Source organism: Pseudomonas sp. E102, from assembly GCF_052660185.1.
On sequence record NZ_CP084025.1, the window covers coordinates 2,255,929 to 2,272,761 of the forward strand.

Here is a 16,833-nt window from a genome sequence, read left to right on the forward strand (position 1 = left end):
CGCGATCAGACGCTTCAATGCTGCCGCTTGCATTCATCGAGGGGGCAACTGCTGCAATAGCCGACGCTGGGAAGGCGATACCGAATGCAGCAGATTCGCCGCAGGCGCTGCGGCTCTTCCTCGCCGATATCGTGGTAACGCACGGGGGCGAACAGCGGGTTGCGCCGACCATCGGGGCGCAGGCGGGCAGTGAGGATTTGCCGGGCGGGCAGGGTGCTCTCGGGATTGGCCAGCGGATGCAGGTCGATCCGCGTGGTGACGAATTCGAAGGTGTTGCCGGCATTGCTCCAGAACAAGCGGGGCGATGCGCGGCTGACACTGGCCAGCGTGTCGATGACCGGTTCCAGGTGTTGTTCGACCAGCGTATGGAACCGTTCAAAGGCTGTGCATTCGGGCAGTGGTTGCCCGGCGTCGCGAACATGTAAGGCCTGTGGCCTGGCGTCGTCGCCGAGTTTCAACCCAACATCGTTCAGAGCGACTGGCAGGTCCCGTTGCAGCAACAGGTTGGCGCCCATCACCGGCGCGAGGAAGGTACTGAAATACCACTTGGACCACAGCGACACCAGGGCCAGGCGTTCATCGGTCTTGTAGCGCGCCAGCAGCTCGTCGACGAACTGACTGAACGTCTCGCGCTGGAAGAACAGTTCCACCGACAGAACGGTGGGCGAGTGGCTGCGCAGTTGCAGTTTTTCTTCGAAGGCCGCGAGCGGCCCGGTGAACAGCGGAGCAAGGCTGGGAATCATTGACTCATCCGTGACCGCGAATTGAGAGACGTTATCGTCCAGAAGGGGCGAAGTATAAACAGCGCACCACCGTCTTGCGACTGCTCGTGGGTGTTGAAGCAGGCAAGCCATGTAAGATTTATAAAATATCAATGAGAATCGATACTATTAGTATTGTATCGTAGCGATCTTTCCCGTCATGCCAGTCAAGGAGCAAGCAATGAGTTTGGATAGCCCGGATACGCGGTTTCTGGTTGTCGTCAACGAAGAGGAGCAGTACTCGATCTGGCCGGACTACCGCAGTGTGCCCGATGGCTGGCGCACCGTAGACATGCAGGGCAGCAAGGAAGAGTGCCTGGCCTACATCGAGAAAGTCTGGACCGACATGCGCCCACTGAGCCTGCGCCAGGCAATGCAGGCATAAGGACAGGGCTGATCGCCCACGACAGCGTTCTCATCTCAGGGAGTCAAAATGGAAAGTGTCCAGCCCCGCTCATCATCCAGCGCCACCTTCACGCTGGAGCAGTTCCGCCAACAGGCGCCTCGCGAACTGAATACCAATCCGTACCTGCAACGCCAGGCGGCCCGGGAATCGAATGCGCGTTCATACCCGCGACGCATCCCGCTGGCCCTGCAAGAGGCTCACGGCCTTTATGTTCGCGACACGCAGGGGCAATTGTTCATGGACTGTCTCGCCGGCGCGGGAACCTTGGCGCTGGGCCATAACCACCCGGTGGCCATTGCGGCGATGCGCCAGACGCTCGATTCCGGCTTGCCCTTGCACACCCTGGACCTGACGACGCCGGTCAAGGATCGCTTTGTCGAGGACCTTTTCAATGCCATGCCGGAAAACTTCGCGCGTCACGCGCGCATACAGTTTTGCGGGCCGACGGGTGCAGATGGCATCGAGGCGGCCCTGAAACTGGCGAGAATCGCCACCGGGCGTAAGCCGATCCTGACGTTCTCCGGCGGCTATCATGGCATGACCCTGGGGACATTGAGCCTGATGGGCAACCTGGGGCCGAAACAGGCGCTGGGCTCGCTGATGGCCGACGTGCAATTCCTGCCGTACCCTTACGACTACCGTTGTCCGTTCGGCATCGGTGGTGAAGCTGGCATCGATGCCGGGCTGCACTTCATCGAACAACTGCTGAGCGACCCGGAATCGGGCGTGTTGCCGCCGGCGGCAGTGGTCGTGGAGGTGGTGCAGGGCGAGGGCGGGGTGATCCCGGCACCGGTACGCTGGCTCCAGGGCTTGCGCCAATTGACTCGCAAGTACGGCGTGGCCCTGATCATCGACGAAGTGCAGACCGGCCTGGGTCGTACCGGCAAGCTGTTCGCTTTCCAGCATGCCGATATCGAGCCAGACATTCTGGTGCTGTCCAAAGCCATCGGTGGCGGCCTGCCACTGGCGGTGATGGTCTATCGCGAAGAGCTGGACACCTGGAAGCCCGGTTCCCATGCCGGCACGTTCCGTGGCAACCAGATGGCGATGGCTGCAGGTGCCGCGACATTGCGCCATATCATCAGCGAAAACCTGCCAGAACATGCCGATGCCATGGGGCAGCGCCTGATGGAGCAACTGCGCCAGTTGCAGGGCGACTACCCTTGCCTGGGCCAGGTGCGCGGTCGGGGGTTGATGGTGGGCGTGGAAGTCGTCAGCGACACCCCGAGCGACAGCCGTGTTCCTCCGGCGGACACCGCATTGGCCCAGGCCATCCAGCGCCAATGCCTGCGCCTGGGTGTCATCCTGGAACTGGGCGGGCGTCACGGCGCCGTGGTGCGATTCCTGCCGCCGCTGATCATCCAGGCCGACGAGATTGATGTGCTGGTCGAACTGTTCCGTGTTGCATTGAACAACGCCCTCGCCGAGACCAAGGGCCGAGCGTTGCACATCGCTTGATCCAGCGCTGTTCACTCGTGGCGAGGGAGCTTGCTCCCGCTGGGTCGGTCCGACGCTTCGGGCGCAGCGGCCCCAAAATCTTGCGGCTGCTACGCAACCGAGCGGGAGCAAGCTCCCTCGCCACGGAGCCATCATTTTTCTCAGGTGATTACTGCTACTTGTAACGCTGCTCGAACACCGCCAGTTGTTCAGGCTTGATCAACTGGAAGGGCACCCAGACTTCTGTCTCGACCGGCTCGCCCTTGATCATCTTGATGGCTGCCTGCACCGCGCTGGTCGCCTGGGCCTTAGGGTCCTGGAATACCGAGGCGACTAGCATCCCGCGCTTGATCGCCGCCAGGCCGTCCGGCAAGCCGTCAATTCCGACAATCGCAACCTCGCCCTTGGCCTTGCCGGATTGTTGCAAGGCCATGGCCGCACCGATGGCCATCTCGTCATTGTTGGCGACGATGGCATCGAACCGGCTGCCGGCGAGCAACCAGTTGCTGGTCAGGTCCATGCTCTTGTTGCGTTGCCACTCGGCACTCTGCTGCTCGACGATCTTGATGCCGGGAAAGTCCTTGAGCACTTGCTTGACCCCTTCGGTGCGGTCGTGGGTAGCGTTTTGCGCGAGGTCACCCATGATGATCGCCAGGTTGCCTTTGCCACCGAGCTTTTCGGCGAGGTAACGCATCTGCAATTGGCCAGCCTCGATGTCATTGGACGCCACCGTGACCACCCCTTTGGGCAGCGTACGCTCGTCCGGGTGCCGATTGACGTAGACCAGTGGCGTCTTCGCCTCGACTGCGGCACGGGTGATATTGGCGGTGGCGGAGGTGTCGACCGGCAGGACGATGACCGCGTCCACTTTCTGGTTGATGAAGCCCTGGACCTGGTTGAGCTGGCGAACCACATCGCCCTGGGCGTCCTCGAACTGGATCTGGACGTTGTCCTTCTTGGCGGCCTCGTCCAGGCCGTTACGCACATAGGTCATGAAGTTATCGTCGACCCTGGCGATGCTGACGCCGATGCGATAGTCGGCGGCGGCCCATTGGCTGAAGAGCAGGAGCAGCGTGGCGAACAGCAGTGTGCAACGACGCATGATGGTTTTCCTTTTGTTGTTATGGAGTGAACGTCATCAATAAATGTTCTGCACGGGCCTTACCCATCCAGCGTGAAGGCCCGCCTGAATCGCTCAAGCGCCCGCTCGCTGTCTCCGCTGGCCCAACCTTCGAGGCCGACTACACCGCTGTATCCCATGCCGGACAACGCCCTGGCAATCGCCGGATAATTGATTTCGCCAGTGCCGGGCTCCATGCGGCCAGGCACATCGGCGACTTGGATTTCACCGATGGCGCCGCCGGCGCGCTGGATCAGTTCGGTCAGGTTTCCTTCGCCGATCTGCGCATGATAGAGGTCCAGGTTCATTTTCAGATGCGGGCTGCCTACGGCTTCGATCAGCGCCAGGGTGTCGTCGGCGCGAGCGAAAGGCGTGCCCGGATGGTCGACTTCGGTGTTGAGGTTTTCCAGCAGGAACACACGGCCGGCGTCTTCCCCCAGGCGGGCGATTTTTTCCAGGGTCTTGCAGGCGCTCAACCACATGCGGCCGGTGGCCTGGGTCACGGGTTTGACCGGCAAACCCTGGTCCCCCAGGCCGGTGCCGTGCAGGTTCAGGCTCGGGCAATTCAATTGCGCGGCGACACCCAAGGATTCCTGGGCACTGTCCAGCAGTTGCCGGATGTCCTCGGGGTCGGTGAGGTTGCCCGTGATGTAGCCGGTCATCGAGGTAAAGTCAGCGCCCGTCGCGGCGAGGGCGGGGATGTCCTTGGTCGTCCAGTTCCATATCTCGACGCTGAAGCCCAGCGCATGGATGCGTTTGACGCGTTCGATAAAGGGCAGGTCGAGGAACACCATCTCCGCGCTGACCGCCAGCTTGAACGGTACGAGACTCATGACAGCGGCCCTTGGACACGCACCGCTTTGCCTTGCTGGAAAGACTCGATACAGGCACGGGCAATCGCCAGCGCGGCCCGGGCGTCCTCACCGCTGGCTAGGGGCTTTTCACCGCTGCGTACGCAATTGACGAAGTGATTGAGCTCGGTCACGTAGGCGTCACGCAGCAAGTCGGTGTCCATGCGCTGGGTATCGGCCTGGACGCCACTTGCCAGGTAGCGCAGCAAGTCGCTGTCGTTGACGCTGCCCATGGTCAGCATGCCGGCGCTGCCGAACACTTCGCCGCGGACGTCGTAGCCGTAGACCGCCTGGAAGTTGGCCTCGGCCGTGGCGATGGCGCCGTTGTCGAATCGGATCGTGACCACCGCCGTGTCGAGGAACCCTTTGTGTTTGAAGTCCGGCGCGATCAACGCGTCGGCCATGACGAACACCTCGACCGCTTCGGCACCCGGATTGAGGTAGCGCAGGGTGTCGAAGTCGTGGATCAGCGTCTCCAGGAAAATGACCCATTGCGGCGAGGCGGCGGGATTGTTCAGCGCCGGGTCGCGGGTCAGCGAACGCAGAAGCTGTGGCGTGCCGATTCGGCCGGCGACCACGTCCAGGTGCGCGGTGCGGAAGCTCTTGGCGAAGCGCCGGTTGAAGCCGACTTGCAGCGTCACCCTCGCATCGGCAGCGGCGGCAATGGCCCGATCGGCTTCCTCCAGCGTGACGGCCATGGGTTTTTCGCAGAAAACGCTTTTGCCCGCCTGCGCCGCGCTGATCACCAGTTCGGCGTGGCTGCGAGCTGGCGCGGCGATCAGCACCGCGTCGATATCCGGGTCATTCAGCAACTGTTGTGGATCGGTATGAACCTTCCCTGCGCCCAGTTCTGCCGCTAGGCGCTCGGCCTGGCCGGGGGTTGGATCGGCAATGGCGGCAAGGTATGCGCCGGGGATGTGGCGAGCGGCGGTCAGGCCGTGAAAGCTGCCCATGCGACCCGCACCGATAAGACCCAGGCGGACGGTTTTTGACGTACCCATAAGAGACTCCCTTTTATTGTTGTTCGCGACTCGTTGTCGGTGCATTGCCGGGAGCAAGGGCTGTGCCAATTGTTAACAGCCTGAAAATAAAGGGTTTTATTGGTGCTTTGTGATTGCATGTGTCCATTTAGAAGACATGCCTATACTGACATGTCAAAAGTATGTACATAGAGCCCGCCATGAACACACAGCCGATGACGTTGAGCGTTGAAGACCGTGATTACCTGACTGCCCTGGGGCCTGCGTCATTGAATGGCGGATCAAGCCCGGCGCTGGATGAAGCCTGGCGAGCCTGCTTGAGCGGCGTCACCGAGCGTCCTGAAGGTGTCCGGCAGGTTATCTGGAGTTCCTGGCAGCGTAGCGTCGATGCCGGCCTCGACTCGGCAGACGGCGAGTACCGTTTTGTCTCGCCTGCCGAGCTGACCGCCACACTGACGGCGAATCGACTGTTGATCGCCGCGGCGGCGCAGGTCATGCGCGGCCTGCTTGCCTACAATCCCAACGGGCATATCAACCTCACGGATGCCCAGGGCACCACCTTGTACTTCTGTGGCTTGGACCTCACACCCATCGGCAGTCGCTTGCTTGAATCGGTACAGGGCACCAATTGCACCGGCCTGGCGCTGGTTGAAGACCGCTTGGTATACGTGCTGTCTGGCGAGAATTTCGGCGCCGGCCTGCGCCAGCGGCAGATGCATTGTGCCGCCGCGCCCATCCGCGATGCCCATGGCCGGACCCTGGCCATGTTGACCCTAACGGCCGAGCCCGGCTGGTTTCACTTCCACACCTTGGGCACCGTCCAGGCTGCAGCCGAAGCTGTTTCCAGGCAAATGGCGCTGCAAGCGTTGCTGGAAGAACAACAAACGGTTTTGGAAGTGCTCAACGAGGGCTTGGTCGTATTGGATGAAAAAAACAATATCAAGGCCCTCAACCATTACGCCCGGCAATTGTTTCGTGTCGACCCTGCCTGGCTGGGCAAGCCGTTCCAGAGCCTGGGCCAGACCGAACTGAGCGATGAAATCCTGCGCAGGGCCGGGGAAGGAGTACGGGACCTGGACTGTACGTTTGAGCTGCACGATCGCAGCCACCTGGCCTGCCTGGTGTCGGTCTGTCCCCTGGCGCAGGGCGGTCGCATTGTTTCATTGCGCGAGAACCGGCGCATCCGCGAGATTACCCGGCGCATCATGGGTACCCAGGCCAGCTATACCTTCGAAACCATCCAGGGCCATTCACGCGCCATCCAGGACGCATTGCACCTGGCTCGAATCGCCAGCCGCAGCGATTCGACCACGCTGATTCTCGGGGAGAGCGGCACCGGCAAGGAACTGTTTGCCCAGGCCATCCACAATGGCAGCGAGCGTTGCGGCGGACCTTTCGTTGCGGTCAATTGCGGGGCCATTCCTCGCGACCTGGTCCAGAGTGAACTGTTCGGCCATGTCGAAGGCGCGTTCACCGGATCGGTGCGTGGCGGTTCGGCGGGCAAGTTCGAATTGGCTGACGGCGGGACGATCTTTCTCGACGAAATCGGCGACATGTCATTCGATGCTCAAGTCAGCTTGCTGCGTGTCCTGCAGGAAGGCGAAGTCACTCGGGTGGGGGCGAAAAAATCGTTGCGGGTGAACGTGCGCATCATCGCTGCGACCCATCGCAACCTGAGCCAGGCCGTGGCCGAAGGGGCTTTTCGCGAAGATCTTTATTACCGCCTCAACGTGCTGGGCCTGACGGTGCCGCCCTTGCGCATGCGCCGCGAAGACGTGCCGATGCTGGCACGGCATTTTCTTGCGCGTTGCGCCCGGTCGCTGCGAAAACCCATGCGCGACCTGTCCCCGGAGGCGCTGGAGCTCTTGGGCGCCTACCACTGGCCGGGCAACGTCCGTGAGCTGGAAAACGTCATTGAGCGCGCGACCAACCTGGCTGGTACCGAGCTGATCCAAGCGAGTGATCTTGCGTTGGAGATCAGGCAGGGAGGACAGCCAGCGGCCCGGCATTTTGTCCCCGAGCCGCGGGCAGCCGTGGATCTAGGTACCCATGAAATGAACGCGATCATCGCGGCCCTCAGGGACACGCGGGGCAATATCCGCCTGGCCGCCCGGCAGTTGAACGTTTCCCGTGGCGGTTTGTACAACAAGATGAACCGATTCGGGCTCAAGGTGGAAGCGTTCCGTTCGGGATTGGCCTGAGCCAATACCCAGACGCCGCTTCAGCGACGACTTCGTTCCCGACCCAGCGCCACCAGGCACCCACCAATCAACAATGCGGCGCCCGCCACCAGCAGGGGCGCGGATCGCCGCGTCGGCTTGCGCCAACCGCCATCGACACGTCGCTGGCCGCTGGGCGGGGAGAACAGGTTTCCGGAGGATGAAGCCATTGCCGGGCTGCGATCCAGGCCCCGGCGTGTCAGCCAGCCGGAAAGTTGCGCAAACCCGGGCACAAGAAAATGCGCCATCCTTGCCAGTGTCGCGGCGCTGCCCACGGTGGTGGTGGGCTTGGGGTTGAGTGCGCAACTGACCATCGCCTCGGCGACGCGATGGGGGTCGTAGACCGGTGGTGGTGGCTTCAGCGCGTGGCCGGTGAAGTTGGCGCCATCGCGAAAACCCGGCGTATCGATGACCGCGGGATAGATGTCGCAGACGTGGATGTCCCGGTATTCCCCCAACTCACCGCGCAAGGCTTCGGACAACCCGCGCAGTCCGTACTTGCTGGCGGAATAGGCGGCGGCGTAAGGCTGGGCGACCCAACTGCCTAACGACAGGGTATTGATCAGGATGCCGCGTTGTTGCTTCTTGAAATACGGCCAGGCCACGTAGGCGCCGCGCAGGTAGCCAAGTAAATCGGTTTGCAGGACCTGCTCATGCACATCGAGCGGCGTCTGCTCGAAGCTGCCTACCGCACCCACGCCGGCATTGTTGATCCAGATGTCAATGCGACCGTCACCGAACGTTGCGGCTTCGGCGGCAAGCGCCTGCATTTGCTCACTGCTGGTGACGTCTGTGCACACCGCCAACGCGTCGGCTCCCTGGGCCTGGCATTGGGCAACGACCTCATCGAGCGCCGCACGGTCGCGTGCCGCCAGGACCAGGCGTGCGCGCTGCCTGGCAAACGCCTGGGCGGTGGCGCGGCCGATCCCGCTCGAAGCGCCGGTGATGACCACCAGTTTCTCCGACAAGGGATACGACGTCGTCTTACGGCTCGGGGCGGTTTCGCCTGTCGACTGATGGATCTCGGGCTGCATGGGCGAAAGCTTCAGGCGCACCCCGTCCGCCATGATCAGCGTCAGGTCCTGGACGGTGCCGGCGACCCTGTCCGGGTACACCGGCTCGCCCTCGGGGTCGAGTTGGTCATAGACAAACTTTTCGCCCTCCAGCCAGCCCACCGCGGTGTTCAGTTCTGGGCCCAGGTAATACTTTCCATCAAGGAAAAAGCCGGGGAAATGTGGCGCTCGCTCGACGCTTTCGACGGCATAGCGTTCGCCCGTCCTCATTCCGGTTGCCGGGGAAATCATGATCAACACCTCCGCTCTGTTGGTTCTGCGATAGAGAGCGAGGGTGAAACGGGGGTTCCATTGAAATGAGGAAAGGAAGTTCGAGTGAACCGAGGCTCATTTTCTTCAGTCATTGCTGTAGGAAGTGATCACATCAAGGAGCCTCAGATGCGTTCTGTTTATCTCGCCAGCCTGTCCTTCACCGCGTTGTTGTGCGCAGCATGCTCAAGCCAATCGCCTGCGACATGGAGCTACGAGGACGCGCGAAGGCGCACCCCCGTGCCGCCCGACCAGGCCTATCCCGAATTGTTTGAGGCGGTGCAAGGCAAACAGTTGTTCACTGACCAAAAACACTTCGTCGATGCGCTGCCCAAGCGCGACCCCTCGCAGATTCGCGCCGATTACCTGGCCCGCCGCGACAGTGCCGATTTCGATCTCAACGGGTTCGTGAAGGACAACTTCGTCGAGTCAGGCCAGGCTGAGAGCCCGACCCCAAAACCCGGCGCGCCAATCAAGGAACACATCGACAATCTCTGGCCGGTGCTCAGCCGAACCTACACCGAGGTTCCGCAATACAGCAGTCTATTGCCGTTGCCGCAGCCCTATGTCGTGCCAGGCGGGCGTTTCCGAGAAATGTATTACTGGGATTCGTATTTCACCATGCTGGGGTTGGAGCAAAGCGGTGACCAGACGCAGGTTCGCCAGATGGCCGACAACTTTGCCTACATGATCGACACCTACGGCCACATTCCCAACGGCAATCGCACCTACTACCTGAGCCGATCGCAGCCGCCATTCTTTGCCTATATGGTGGAATTGCAGGCGCATATCGAGGGCGAGCAGGCCTACGGGCGTTACCTTGGGCAACTGCAAAAAGAATATGCCTACTGGATGGAAGGGGCGCAGACCCTCAAGCCGGGTGAGGCTGGGCGACACGTCGTCAAGCTTGCCGATGGCAGCGTGCTCAACCGCTATTGGGACGCCAGCCCCACGCCTCGTCAGGAGTCGTGGCTGCAGGACGTCAAGACCGCTGAACAGGCAGCCGACAGGCCCAAGCAAGAAGTCTGGCGCGACTTGCGCGCAGGCGCTGAAAGCGGCTGGGATTTCAGTTCCCGCTGGCTGGGAGACGGTAAAAACCTGGCGACCATTCGCACGACCTCCATCGCACCCGTGGACCTGAACAGCCTGATGTATCACTTGGAGCGCACCATCGCCAAGGCCTGTGAAACGGTGCGGAACACGCCGTGTACCCAAGCCTATGGGCAACGGGCCGAGCAACGCCAGCGCGCCATCGAGACGTACCTGTGGAACGCCGAAGGCGGTTATTACGTGGACTACGATTGGCAGCAGAACCGGCAGCGCCCGGCACTCACTGCCGCGACGCTGTTCCCGCTCTATACCGGCCTGGCTTCCAGCGAACGCGCCAACCGCACTGCCGACGCCGTGCGCAAGGGCTTGCTGCGTCCCGGCGGCATCGCCACCACCCAGGTCAATAACGGCCAGCAGTGGGATGAACCCAATGGCTGGGCGCCCCTGCAATGGGTGGCGGTCGAGGGGTTGGAGCGCTACGGCCAAACCGACCTGGCCAGGGAGGTTGGCAGCCGTTTTCTGCAACAGGTCCAGGATCTCTACCGCAAGGAAGACAAACTGGTCGAGAAGTACGACTTGTCCGGTCAAGGCGACGGTGGGGGCGGGGGCGAGTATGAATTGCAGGATGGCTTTGGCTGGACGAACGGCGTGACGCTTAAATTGCTGGGCAAATACGGCGGTTGAGCCGGGCCGCTTCAGTGCTATTCTTCGCGAAATTGCGAAGAATAGCGCTGCGGTAGAGCCGATGAACACAACCCGTGATCAATTCCCCTTGCCGGAGGACCTGAAGGTCTTTCTGACTGTCGTCCGAAAGAATGGCTTTGCCAGCGCGGCCGAGGCATTGGGCTATTCACCGGCCTATATCAGCAAGCGCATCTCGGTATTGGAGTCGACGCTCGCTACCCGACTGCTGCATCGCACGACCCGGCGCATCGCATTGACCGACGACGGCGAGCGCGTGCGGGTGTGGGCCGAAAAGCTGCTGGGGGATTTCGATGAGTTCGTCGGTGAGATCGCCCGGGCTCGCCATCAGCCCACCGGCTCGTTGCATATCTGCAGCAGCTTTGGTTTTGGCCGCAACCATGTCGCGCCGGCAATCGGCAAGCTGTCGCAGACGTACCCTGGCCTCGACATCCGACTGGATGTGTTCGACCGCGTCGTCGATATCGTTGGCGAGGGGTTCGACCTTGAGATCCGCGTCGGTGATGACCTGCCAGGGCAGCACCTGGGCCGCAAGCTGGTGAGCAATCGACGCGTGCTCTGCGCAGCCCCCGGGTATCTGGAACGACGGGGCACACCGCGTTCGCTCGATGACCTCAAGGACCATGATTGCCTGGTGCTCAAGGAGCGCGACAACGCCTTCGGCATCTGGACTTTGAGCAAGGATGGGGTGCAGGAGACTGTGCGCGTCGGCGGCCCGTTGTCCTCCAACAGCGGCGAGATTGTCCTGGAGTGGGCGTTGAGCGGCGGCGGGATCCTGCTGCGCTCGATGTGGGACGCCGGGCCCCTGCTTGAACAGGGGCGGTTGGTTCAGGTGCTGCCGGCGTATTCGCAAAGCGCCAACGTCTGGGCGGTGTATCCCACCCGGCTCAGTCAGTCGGCGAAGCTGCGGGTTTGCGTTGAATTTCTTGAGACGTGTTTTCGGGACTTGTCGGCTGGGTAGAAGAGCAGCACCGCTTTCGCGAGCAGGCTCGCTCCCATAGTCTTCCTCAGTGGTTGGACGTTACGCTACAGCCAGGGATTTTCCGCCAGGTGCCGGCTTTCGAAACGGCGTATCTGGTCTGCACGTTGAAGGGTCGTGCCAATGGCATCCAGGCCGAGCAGCAAGGATTGCTTGCGCAGCTCGTCGATCTCGAAAGAAATTAGCTCACCGTCCGCCAATCTGATCTGTTGCGCCGGCAGGTTAACGCTGATGCTGGCGGTTTCGGCGCGGCTGATCGTCTGCGCGAGTCTCTTGAGTTGCGCTTCGGGCAATTGAATGACCAACACCCCGTTACGCTGGCAATTGTCATAGAAGATCCCGGCGAAGCTGCTGCCGATCAACGCCCGGATGCCCACTTGCTTCAAACCCCACACCGCATGTTCGCGGCTTGAGCCACATCCGAAGTTTTCCCCCACCACCAGGAACGTTGCGCCGCGCCAGCCCGGTTTGTTGAGCACGAATTCAGGATTGGGATCGCCGTTGCCCAGCCACTTCAAGTCGAAGAACAGGCCACGGTCCAGCCCGTTGCGGTCGATGCCCTTGAGGAACTGCTTGGGCATGATCACGTCGGTGTCGATGTTGGCGGCCAGCAGCGGGGCGGCGGTGCCAGTTACAGTATTGAAGGGTTGCATGCTTCAGGCCTCCGGCAGCAGTGAACGAACATCGGTCAAATGACCAGCAATCGCGGCGGCGGCCACCATGGCCGGGCTCATCAAGTGGGTGCGCGCGCCGGCGCCCTGGCGTCCTTCGAAGTTGCGATTGGTACTGGAGGCGCAGCGATCCCCAGGGGCGAGCACGTCATCGTTCATCGCCAGGCACATCGAACAGCCGGATTGGCGCCATTCGAAACCGGCTTCGCGAAATATTGCCGCCAGGCCTTCTTCTTCGGCCTGTTCGCGCACCATGGTCGAGCCGGGCACGATCATCGCGCGCACATGGGCGGCAACGTGCTTGCCCTGTACGACACGCGCCGCATCGCGCAAGTCTTCAATCCGCGCGTTGGTGCACGAGCCGATGAAAGCATGGTTGATGACCACGTCGGCGAGCGGCATGCCTGGCGTCAGACCCATGTAGTTGAGGGCACGCTGCAGGCCTTGGCGCAGGATCAGGTCGGGTTCTGTCGCAGGGTCGGGTACCTGGCTTCCGATCGGTGCAGCCTGGTCAGGGCTGGTGCCCCAGGTGACCATGGGTTCCAACGCGTCGACATCGAGCGTCACTTCCCGGTCGAACACCGCGCCTTCATCGCTGTGCAGGGCTCGCCATTTGGTCACGGCCCGTTTCCACAGCTCGCCCCTGGGAGCGCGGGGCTTGCTTTGCAGATAGGCAAAAACCTTGTCATCCGGCGCCATGAACGCGCCCCGGGCGCCGGCTTCCACGGCCATGTTGCAGATGGTCATGCGGGCTTCGACGCTAAGGGCGGTGATTGCCGGGCCGGTGAATTCGATCGCATAACCGGTGGCGCCCGAGGCGCCGATCCTTTCGATCAGCGCCATGATGATGTCCTTGGCGGTGACACCTGCCCCAAGCGTGCCGTTGACCGTGACGCGCAAGGTTTTCAGGCGCTTGTAGACCAGCGTTTGCGTAGCCAGCAGGTGTTCGATTTCAGACGTGCCGATGCCAAAACCAAAGGCCCCCAACGCACCGTATGTCGTGGTGTGGCTGTCGCCCGCGGCCACCACCATGCCCGGCAGGATGAAGCCTTGCTCGGGGGCAACGACGTGCTCGATGCCCTGGCGTTTGTCCAGCACGTCGAACAGTTCGATGCCGAAGTCCCGGCAGTTTTCTGCGAAGTACGAGACCTGCCGGGCGCCGCCGGCATCCGGCATGGCTGCGATGCGCTGGGGCGCCGTCGGGTTGACGTGATCGACCACCGCCAGCGTCGCGCTCGGCCGCCAGACGCTGCGGCCGTTTTCACGAAGGCCGCTGAAGGCTTGCGGGCTGGTGTATTCGTTGGCGACCTGGCGGTCGATGTACAACAGCACGTGGCCCTGATCGTCCAACGGGCAAACGGTATGGCTGTCGATGTGCTTTTGATAGAGCGTTCGGGGGCTGTTCATGCAGGCGCTTCTTCATTTTTGGCGGGTCTGCCCACAGCATATTGGCTGCCGGCGTCGCATCAAGAGCCCAGCGGTGAAGGCGTTGCACACGGATTGTGATCAATCATGACGGGGAGTGGGGCGGCCATCCATGGTTGCCCCGAATCGGTATGGGTCAGCGTCGGGCGGTGCGGGTGCTGACATCCACCCACACGGCCAGGACCAAAATGCTGCCCTTGACGATCATCTGCCAGTAGCTGTCGACGTCGAGCATGGACATGCCGTTGTCCAGGCTGGTGATGACCAGCGCGCCCAGCAGCGCGCCGTAGACCGTGCCCGAGCCACCGCGCATGGATGTGCCGCCGATAAAGCAGGCGGCGATAGCGTCCAGTTCGCCCATGTTGCCCGCCGAGGGCGAGCCGGCGGCAAGGCGCGCGGTGTTGACCATGCCGGCGAGGGCGCACATCACGCCCATGATGCCGAAGATCCACAGCTTCACTGCCTGTACATTGATGCCAGACAGGCGCGTGGCCTCCATGTTACTTCCCACGGAATAGACGCGCCTGCCGAATACGGTTTGGCTGGTCACGTAGCTGAACACCCCCAGCAGAACCAACAGCAGCAGCACCGGAACCGGGATCCCGTCGTAGCTGTTGAGCGTATAGACGAACCCGGCCAGCACGGCGCCGATCAACACCACCCGCGCCACGTCCCGCGTCAGGGAATGGGCCGCGAGGCCATGCAGCGCGCGGTTGCGGCGCTGTTTCCAGGTCAGGAAAAGCGTCAGCGCGAACAACAACACGCCCAGGCCCGTGCCGACTGCGTGGGGCAGGTAACCCTGGCCGACGTAAACCAGCTCCGGCGATACCGGCGCGATGGTGGTGCCGCCAGTGATGCCCAGCAGGATTCCGCGAAACGCCAGCATGCCACCCAGGCCGACGATGAAGGAGGGGATGCGCAGGTAGGCGGTCATGTAGCCGTTGGCCAGGCCGATCATCAGCCCACACAGGGCGACCAGGCTCAGGTTCGCCAGCAGCGGGATGTGATAGACCACATCGAGTATCGCCGCCAGACCTCCCAATAAACCGAGCAACGAGCCCACCGACAAATCGATCTCGCCACTGATGATCACCAGCACCATGCCGCAAGCCAGGATGCCGGTGATGGACATCTGCCGCAGCAGGTTGGAGAGGTTGCGCGGAGTCAGGAACCCGCCCTCGGTCTGCCAGCTGAAGAACAACCAGATGACCGCCACGGCAATCACCAGGGCGAGCATTTTGTAGCGGGTGAACACTTGTTTGACTTGGTTCATCTACGCGGACTTCCGATCATTGTTGTTATTGCTTTCGGGATGGCTGAGCGCGGCGGCAAGCACCTGTTCCTGGGTCAATTCCTGGTTGATGAAATCGCCGCGCAGTTGCCCCTCGCCGATCACCAGCACGCGGTCCGACACACCCAGCACTTCGGCCAGTTCCGAGGACACCATGATGATCGACACGCCTTCGGCCGCCAGCGCGCCCATCAGCTTGTAGATCTCGTACTTGGCGCCGACGTCCACGCCCCGGGTGGGTTCGTCGAGAATCAATACCCGAGGCTTGGTCAGGAGCATCTTCGCCAGCACAGCTTTCTGCTGGTTGCCACCGGAAAGGCTGGTGATCGGCAGGAACGGGCTCGCGGTCTTGAGGTGCATGCGCGAGATTTCCCGGTCGATGCTGCCCAGCTCGGCCTCGGCGTCGATGCGGGTCATCTTCGAGAAGTTTTCCAGGACCGCCAGGGTGATGTTCTGGCCGACGCCCAGGTCCGGGATGATGCCCTGGCGCTTGCGATCTTCAGGGACCATGCACAGGCCCGCCCGGATCGACTTGAGGGGCGTGCTGCTGTCAATGCGCTGGCCGTCCAGCCAGACTTCGCCTTCGTGACGACCGGGGTAAGCGCCGAACAACGCCGACACCAGCTCCGTGCGACCCGCACCCACCAACCCGGCGATGCCAAGGATTTCGCCGCGCTTGAGCACGAACGAAATGTCGTCGACGCGTTTGCGCCTGGGGTTGTCGACGTCGTAGCAGGTCACATGGCGTGCCTCGAAAATCACCTCGCCGATAGCGTGGGGTTCGGTGGGGTAGAGGTTACTCATCTCCCGCCCGACCATTTGCGTGATGATCTTGGGAATATCCATGTCGGCCATGGCAGTGGTGGCGATGTGTTTGCCATCGCGTATCACCGCGATGGTGTCGCACACGGCGGCCACTTCATCGAGCTTGTGGGAGATGTAGACGCACGCCACGCCCTTGGCCTTGAGGTCGCGGATGATGTCCAGCAGCACTTCGATTTCCGAGCGGGTCAGGGCCGAGGAAGGCTCGTCGAGGATCAGCAGGCGCGCCTGTTTGTTCAGGGCCTTGGCGATCTCGACCAATTGCTGGTAGCCACCGCCGTACTGCGAAACCGGCAGCGAGACGTTCATGTCCGGCACCTTGAGTTCACGCATCAGGGCTTCGGCGCGGTGGATCATCGCGGGGTAATTCATGCGTCCGCCGGGCAAGGTCAGCTCGTGGCCCATGAAGATGTTTTCGGCCACCGACAGGTCGGGCACCAGGGTCAGTTCCTGGTGAATGATGACGATGCCGGCAGCTTCGGTTTCGCTGATCGATTGCGCCTTCAGCGGCTGGCCGTCCCAGAGAATCTCACCCTCCCAGGTGCCGTAGGGATAGACCGCCGATAGGACTTTCATCAAGGTGGATTTGCCGGCGCCGTTCTCGCCGCACAGGCCGACGCATTCACCCGGCCTGACCTTGATGTCGATGCCGTTCAGGGCCTTGACACCGCCGAAGGTCTTGACGATGCCGTTCATTTGCAGCAGGTATTCAGACATGGCGAGGGCTCGTAAGAAAGGGGCTCACACAACATAAAACCTGTGGGAGCGAGCCTGCTCGCGAAGCGATAGGTCAGCTT

Annotated in this window: 14 protein-coding genes; 5 read left to right on the top strand and 9 right to left on the bottom strand. The window is 62.0% G+C overall.

The window, feature by feature from the left end:
• Positions 1–14: 14 nt before the first annotated feature.
• Positions 15–743 (bottom strand): siderophore-iron reductase FhuF, encoded by a 729-nt coding sequence (gene fhuF / locus DOCECA_RS10095; RefSeq protein ID WP_434606037.1) that lies wholly within the window; start codon positions 741–743, stop codon positions 15–17.
• Between the two features lie 199 nt (positions 744–942).
• On the opposite strand from fhuF, the gene DOCECA_RS10100 reads away from it, so the two are divergent.
• On the top strand, positions 943–1,146 hold the full coding sequence (locus tag DOCECA_RS10100; protein WP_420763725.1) for an MbtH family protein: 204 nt from the start codon (positions 943–945) through the stop codon (positions 1,144–1,146).
• A gap of 48 nt (positions 1,147–1,194) precedes the next feature.
• Entirely contained in the window at positions 1,195–2,625 is a 1,431-nt protein-coding gene (locus DOCECA_RS10105) for a diaminobutyrate--2-oxoglutarate transaminase (RefSeq protein WP_420763726.1), read from the top strand.
• A gap of 154 nt (positions 2,626–2,779) precedes the next feature.
• Here the strand turns inward: DOCECA_RS10105 and DOCECA_RS10110 are convergent, their stop codons facing one another.
• From DOCECA_RS10110 to DOCECA_RS10120, 3 genes are read right to left on the bottom strand one after another with little or no spacing between them, the layout of a single operon-like run.
• Positions 2,780–3,706 (bottom strand): sugar ABC transporter substrate-binding protein, encoded by a 927-nt coding sequence (locus tag DOCECA_RS10110; RefSeq protein WP_420763727.1) that lies wholly within the window; start codon positions 3,704–3,706, stop codon positions 2,780–2,782.
• Between the two features lie 59 nt (positions 3,707–3,765).
• The gene (locus DOCECA_RS10115) at positions 3,766–4,557 is read right to left on the bottom strand and encodes a TIM barrel protein (RefSeq protein WP_434647729.1); all 792 of its coding nucleotides are present in this window, start codon (positions 4,555–4,557) and stop codon (positions 3,766–3,768) included.
• Complete coding sequence (locus DOCECA_RS10120; RefSeq protein WP_420763729.1) at positions 4,554–5,576, bottom strand: Gfo/Idh/MocA family oxidoreductase; 1,023 nt, start codon at positions 5,574–5,576, stop codon at positions 4,554–4,556. Before DOCECA_RS10120 ends, DOCECA_RS10115 begins: the two co-directional genes overlap by 4 nt.
• 179 nt (positions 5,577–5,755) lie before the next feature.
• Here DOCECA_RS10120 and DOCECA_RS10125 point away from each other — a divergent pair, with 179 nt between their 5' ends.
• Positions 5,756–7,756 carry a sigma-54 interaction domain-containing protein gene (locus DOCECA_RS10125; RefSeq protein WP_445571905.1) on the top strand — a complete coding sequence of 667 codons (2,001 nt, stop codon included), beginning with the start codon at positions 5,756–5,758 and terminating at the stop codon, positions 7,754–7,756.
• A gap of 20 nt (positions 7,757–7,776) precedes the next feature.
• Here DOCECA_RS10125 and DOCECA_RS10130 read toward each other — a convergent pair whose 3' ends face one another.
• On the bottom strand, positions 7,777–9,078 hold the full coding sequence (locus DOCECA_RS10130) for an SDR family oxidoreductase (RefSeq protein ID WP_434606030.1): 1,302 nt from the start codon (positions 9,076–9,078) through the stop codon (positions 7,777–7,779).
• A gap of 147 nt (positions 9,079–9,225) precedes the next feature.
• Between DOCECA_RS10130 and treA the strand changes: the two genes are divergently transcribed.
• Positions 9,226–10,830 (top strand): alpha,alpha-trehalase TreA, encoded by a 1,605-nt coding sequence (treA, locus tag DOCECA_RS10135; RefSeq protein WP_434606028.1) that lies wholly within the window; start codon positions 9,226–9,228, stop codon positions 10,828–10,830.
• A 61-nt stretch (positions 10,831–10,891) separates the two neighbouring features.
• Positions 10,892–11,809: a LysR substrate-binding domain-containing protein gene (locus DOCECA_RS10140; RefSeq protein WP_445571906.1), complete on the top strand. Its 918-nt coding sequence runs from the start codon at positions 10,892–10,894 to the stop codon at positions 11,807–11,809.
• Positions 11,810–11,874: 65 nt separating this feature from the next.
• Here DOCECA_RS10140 and leuD read toward each other — a convergent pair whose 3' ends face one another.
• From leuD to xylG, 4 genes are all read right to left on the bottom strand, one after another.
• Positions 11,875–12,480 (bottom strand): 3-isopropylmalate dehydratase small subunit, encoded by a 606-nt coding sequence (leuD, locus tag DOCECA_RS10145; protein ID WP_445571907.1) that lies wholly within the window; start codon positions 12,478–12,480, stop codon positions 11,875–11,877.
• A 3-nt stretch (positions 12,481–12,483) separates the two neighbouring features.
• Positions 12,484–13,905, bottom strand: a complete 1,422-nt coding sequence (leuC, locus tag DOCECA_RS10150) for a 3-isopropylmalate dehydratase large subunit (RefSeq protein ID WP_434647713.1) — start codon at positions 13,903–13,905, stop codon at positions 12,484–12,486.
• A 154-nt stretch (positions 13,906–14,059) separates the two neighbouring features.
• Positions 14,060–15,196 carry a sugar ABC transporter permease gene (locus DOCECA_RS10155; RefSeq protein ID WP_420763736.1) on the bottom strand — a complete coding sequence of 379 codons (1,137 nt, stop codon included), beginning with the start codon at positions 15,194–15,196 and terminating at the stop codon, positions 14,060–14,062.
• Positions 15,197–16,753 (bottom strand): D-xylose ABC transporter ATP-binding protein, encoded by a 1,557-nt coding sequence (gene xylG / locus DOCECA_RS10160; protein WP_434701967.1) that lies wholly within the window; start codon positions 16,751–16,753, stop codon positions 15,197–15,199.
• Between the last annotated feature and the right edge of the window lie 80 nt (positions 16,754–16,833).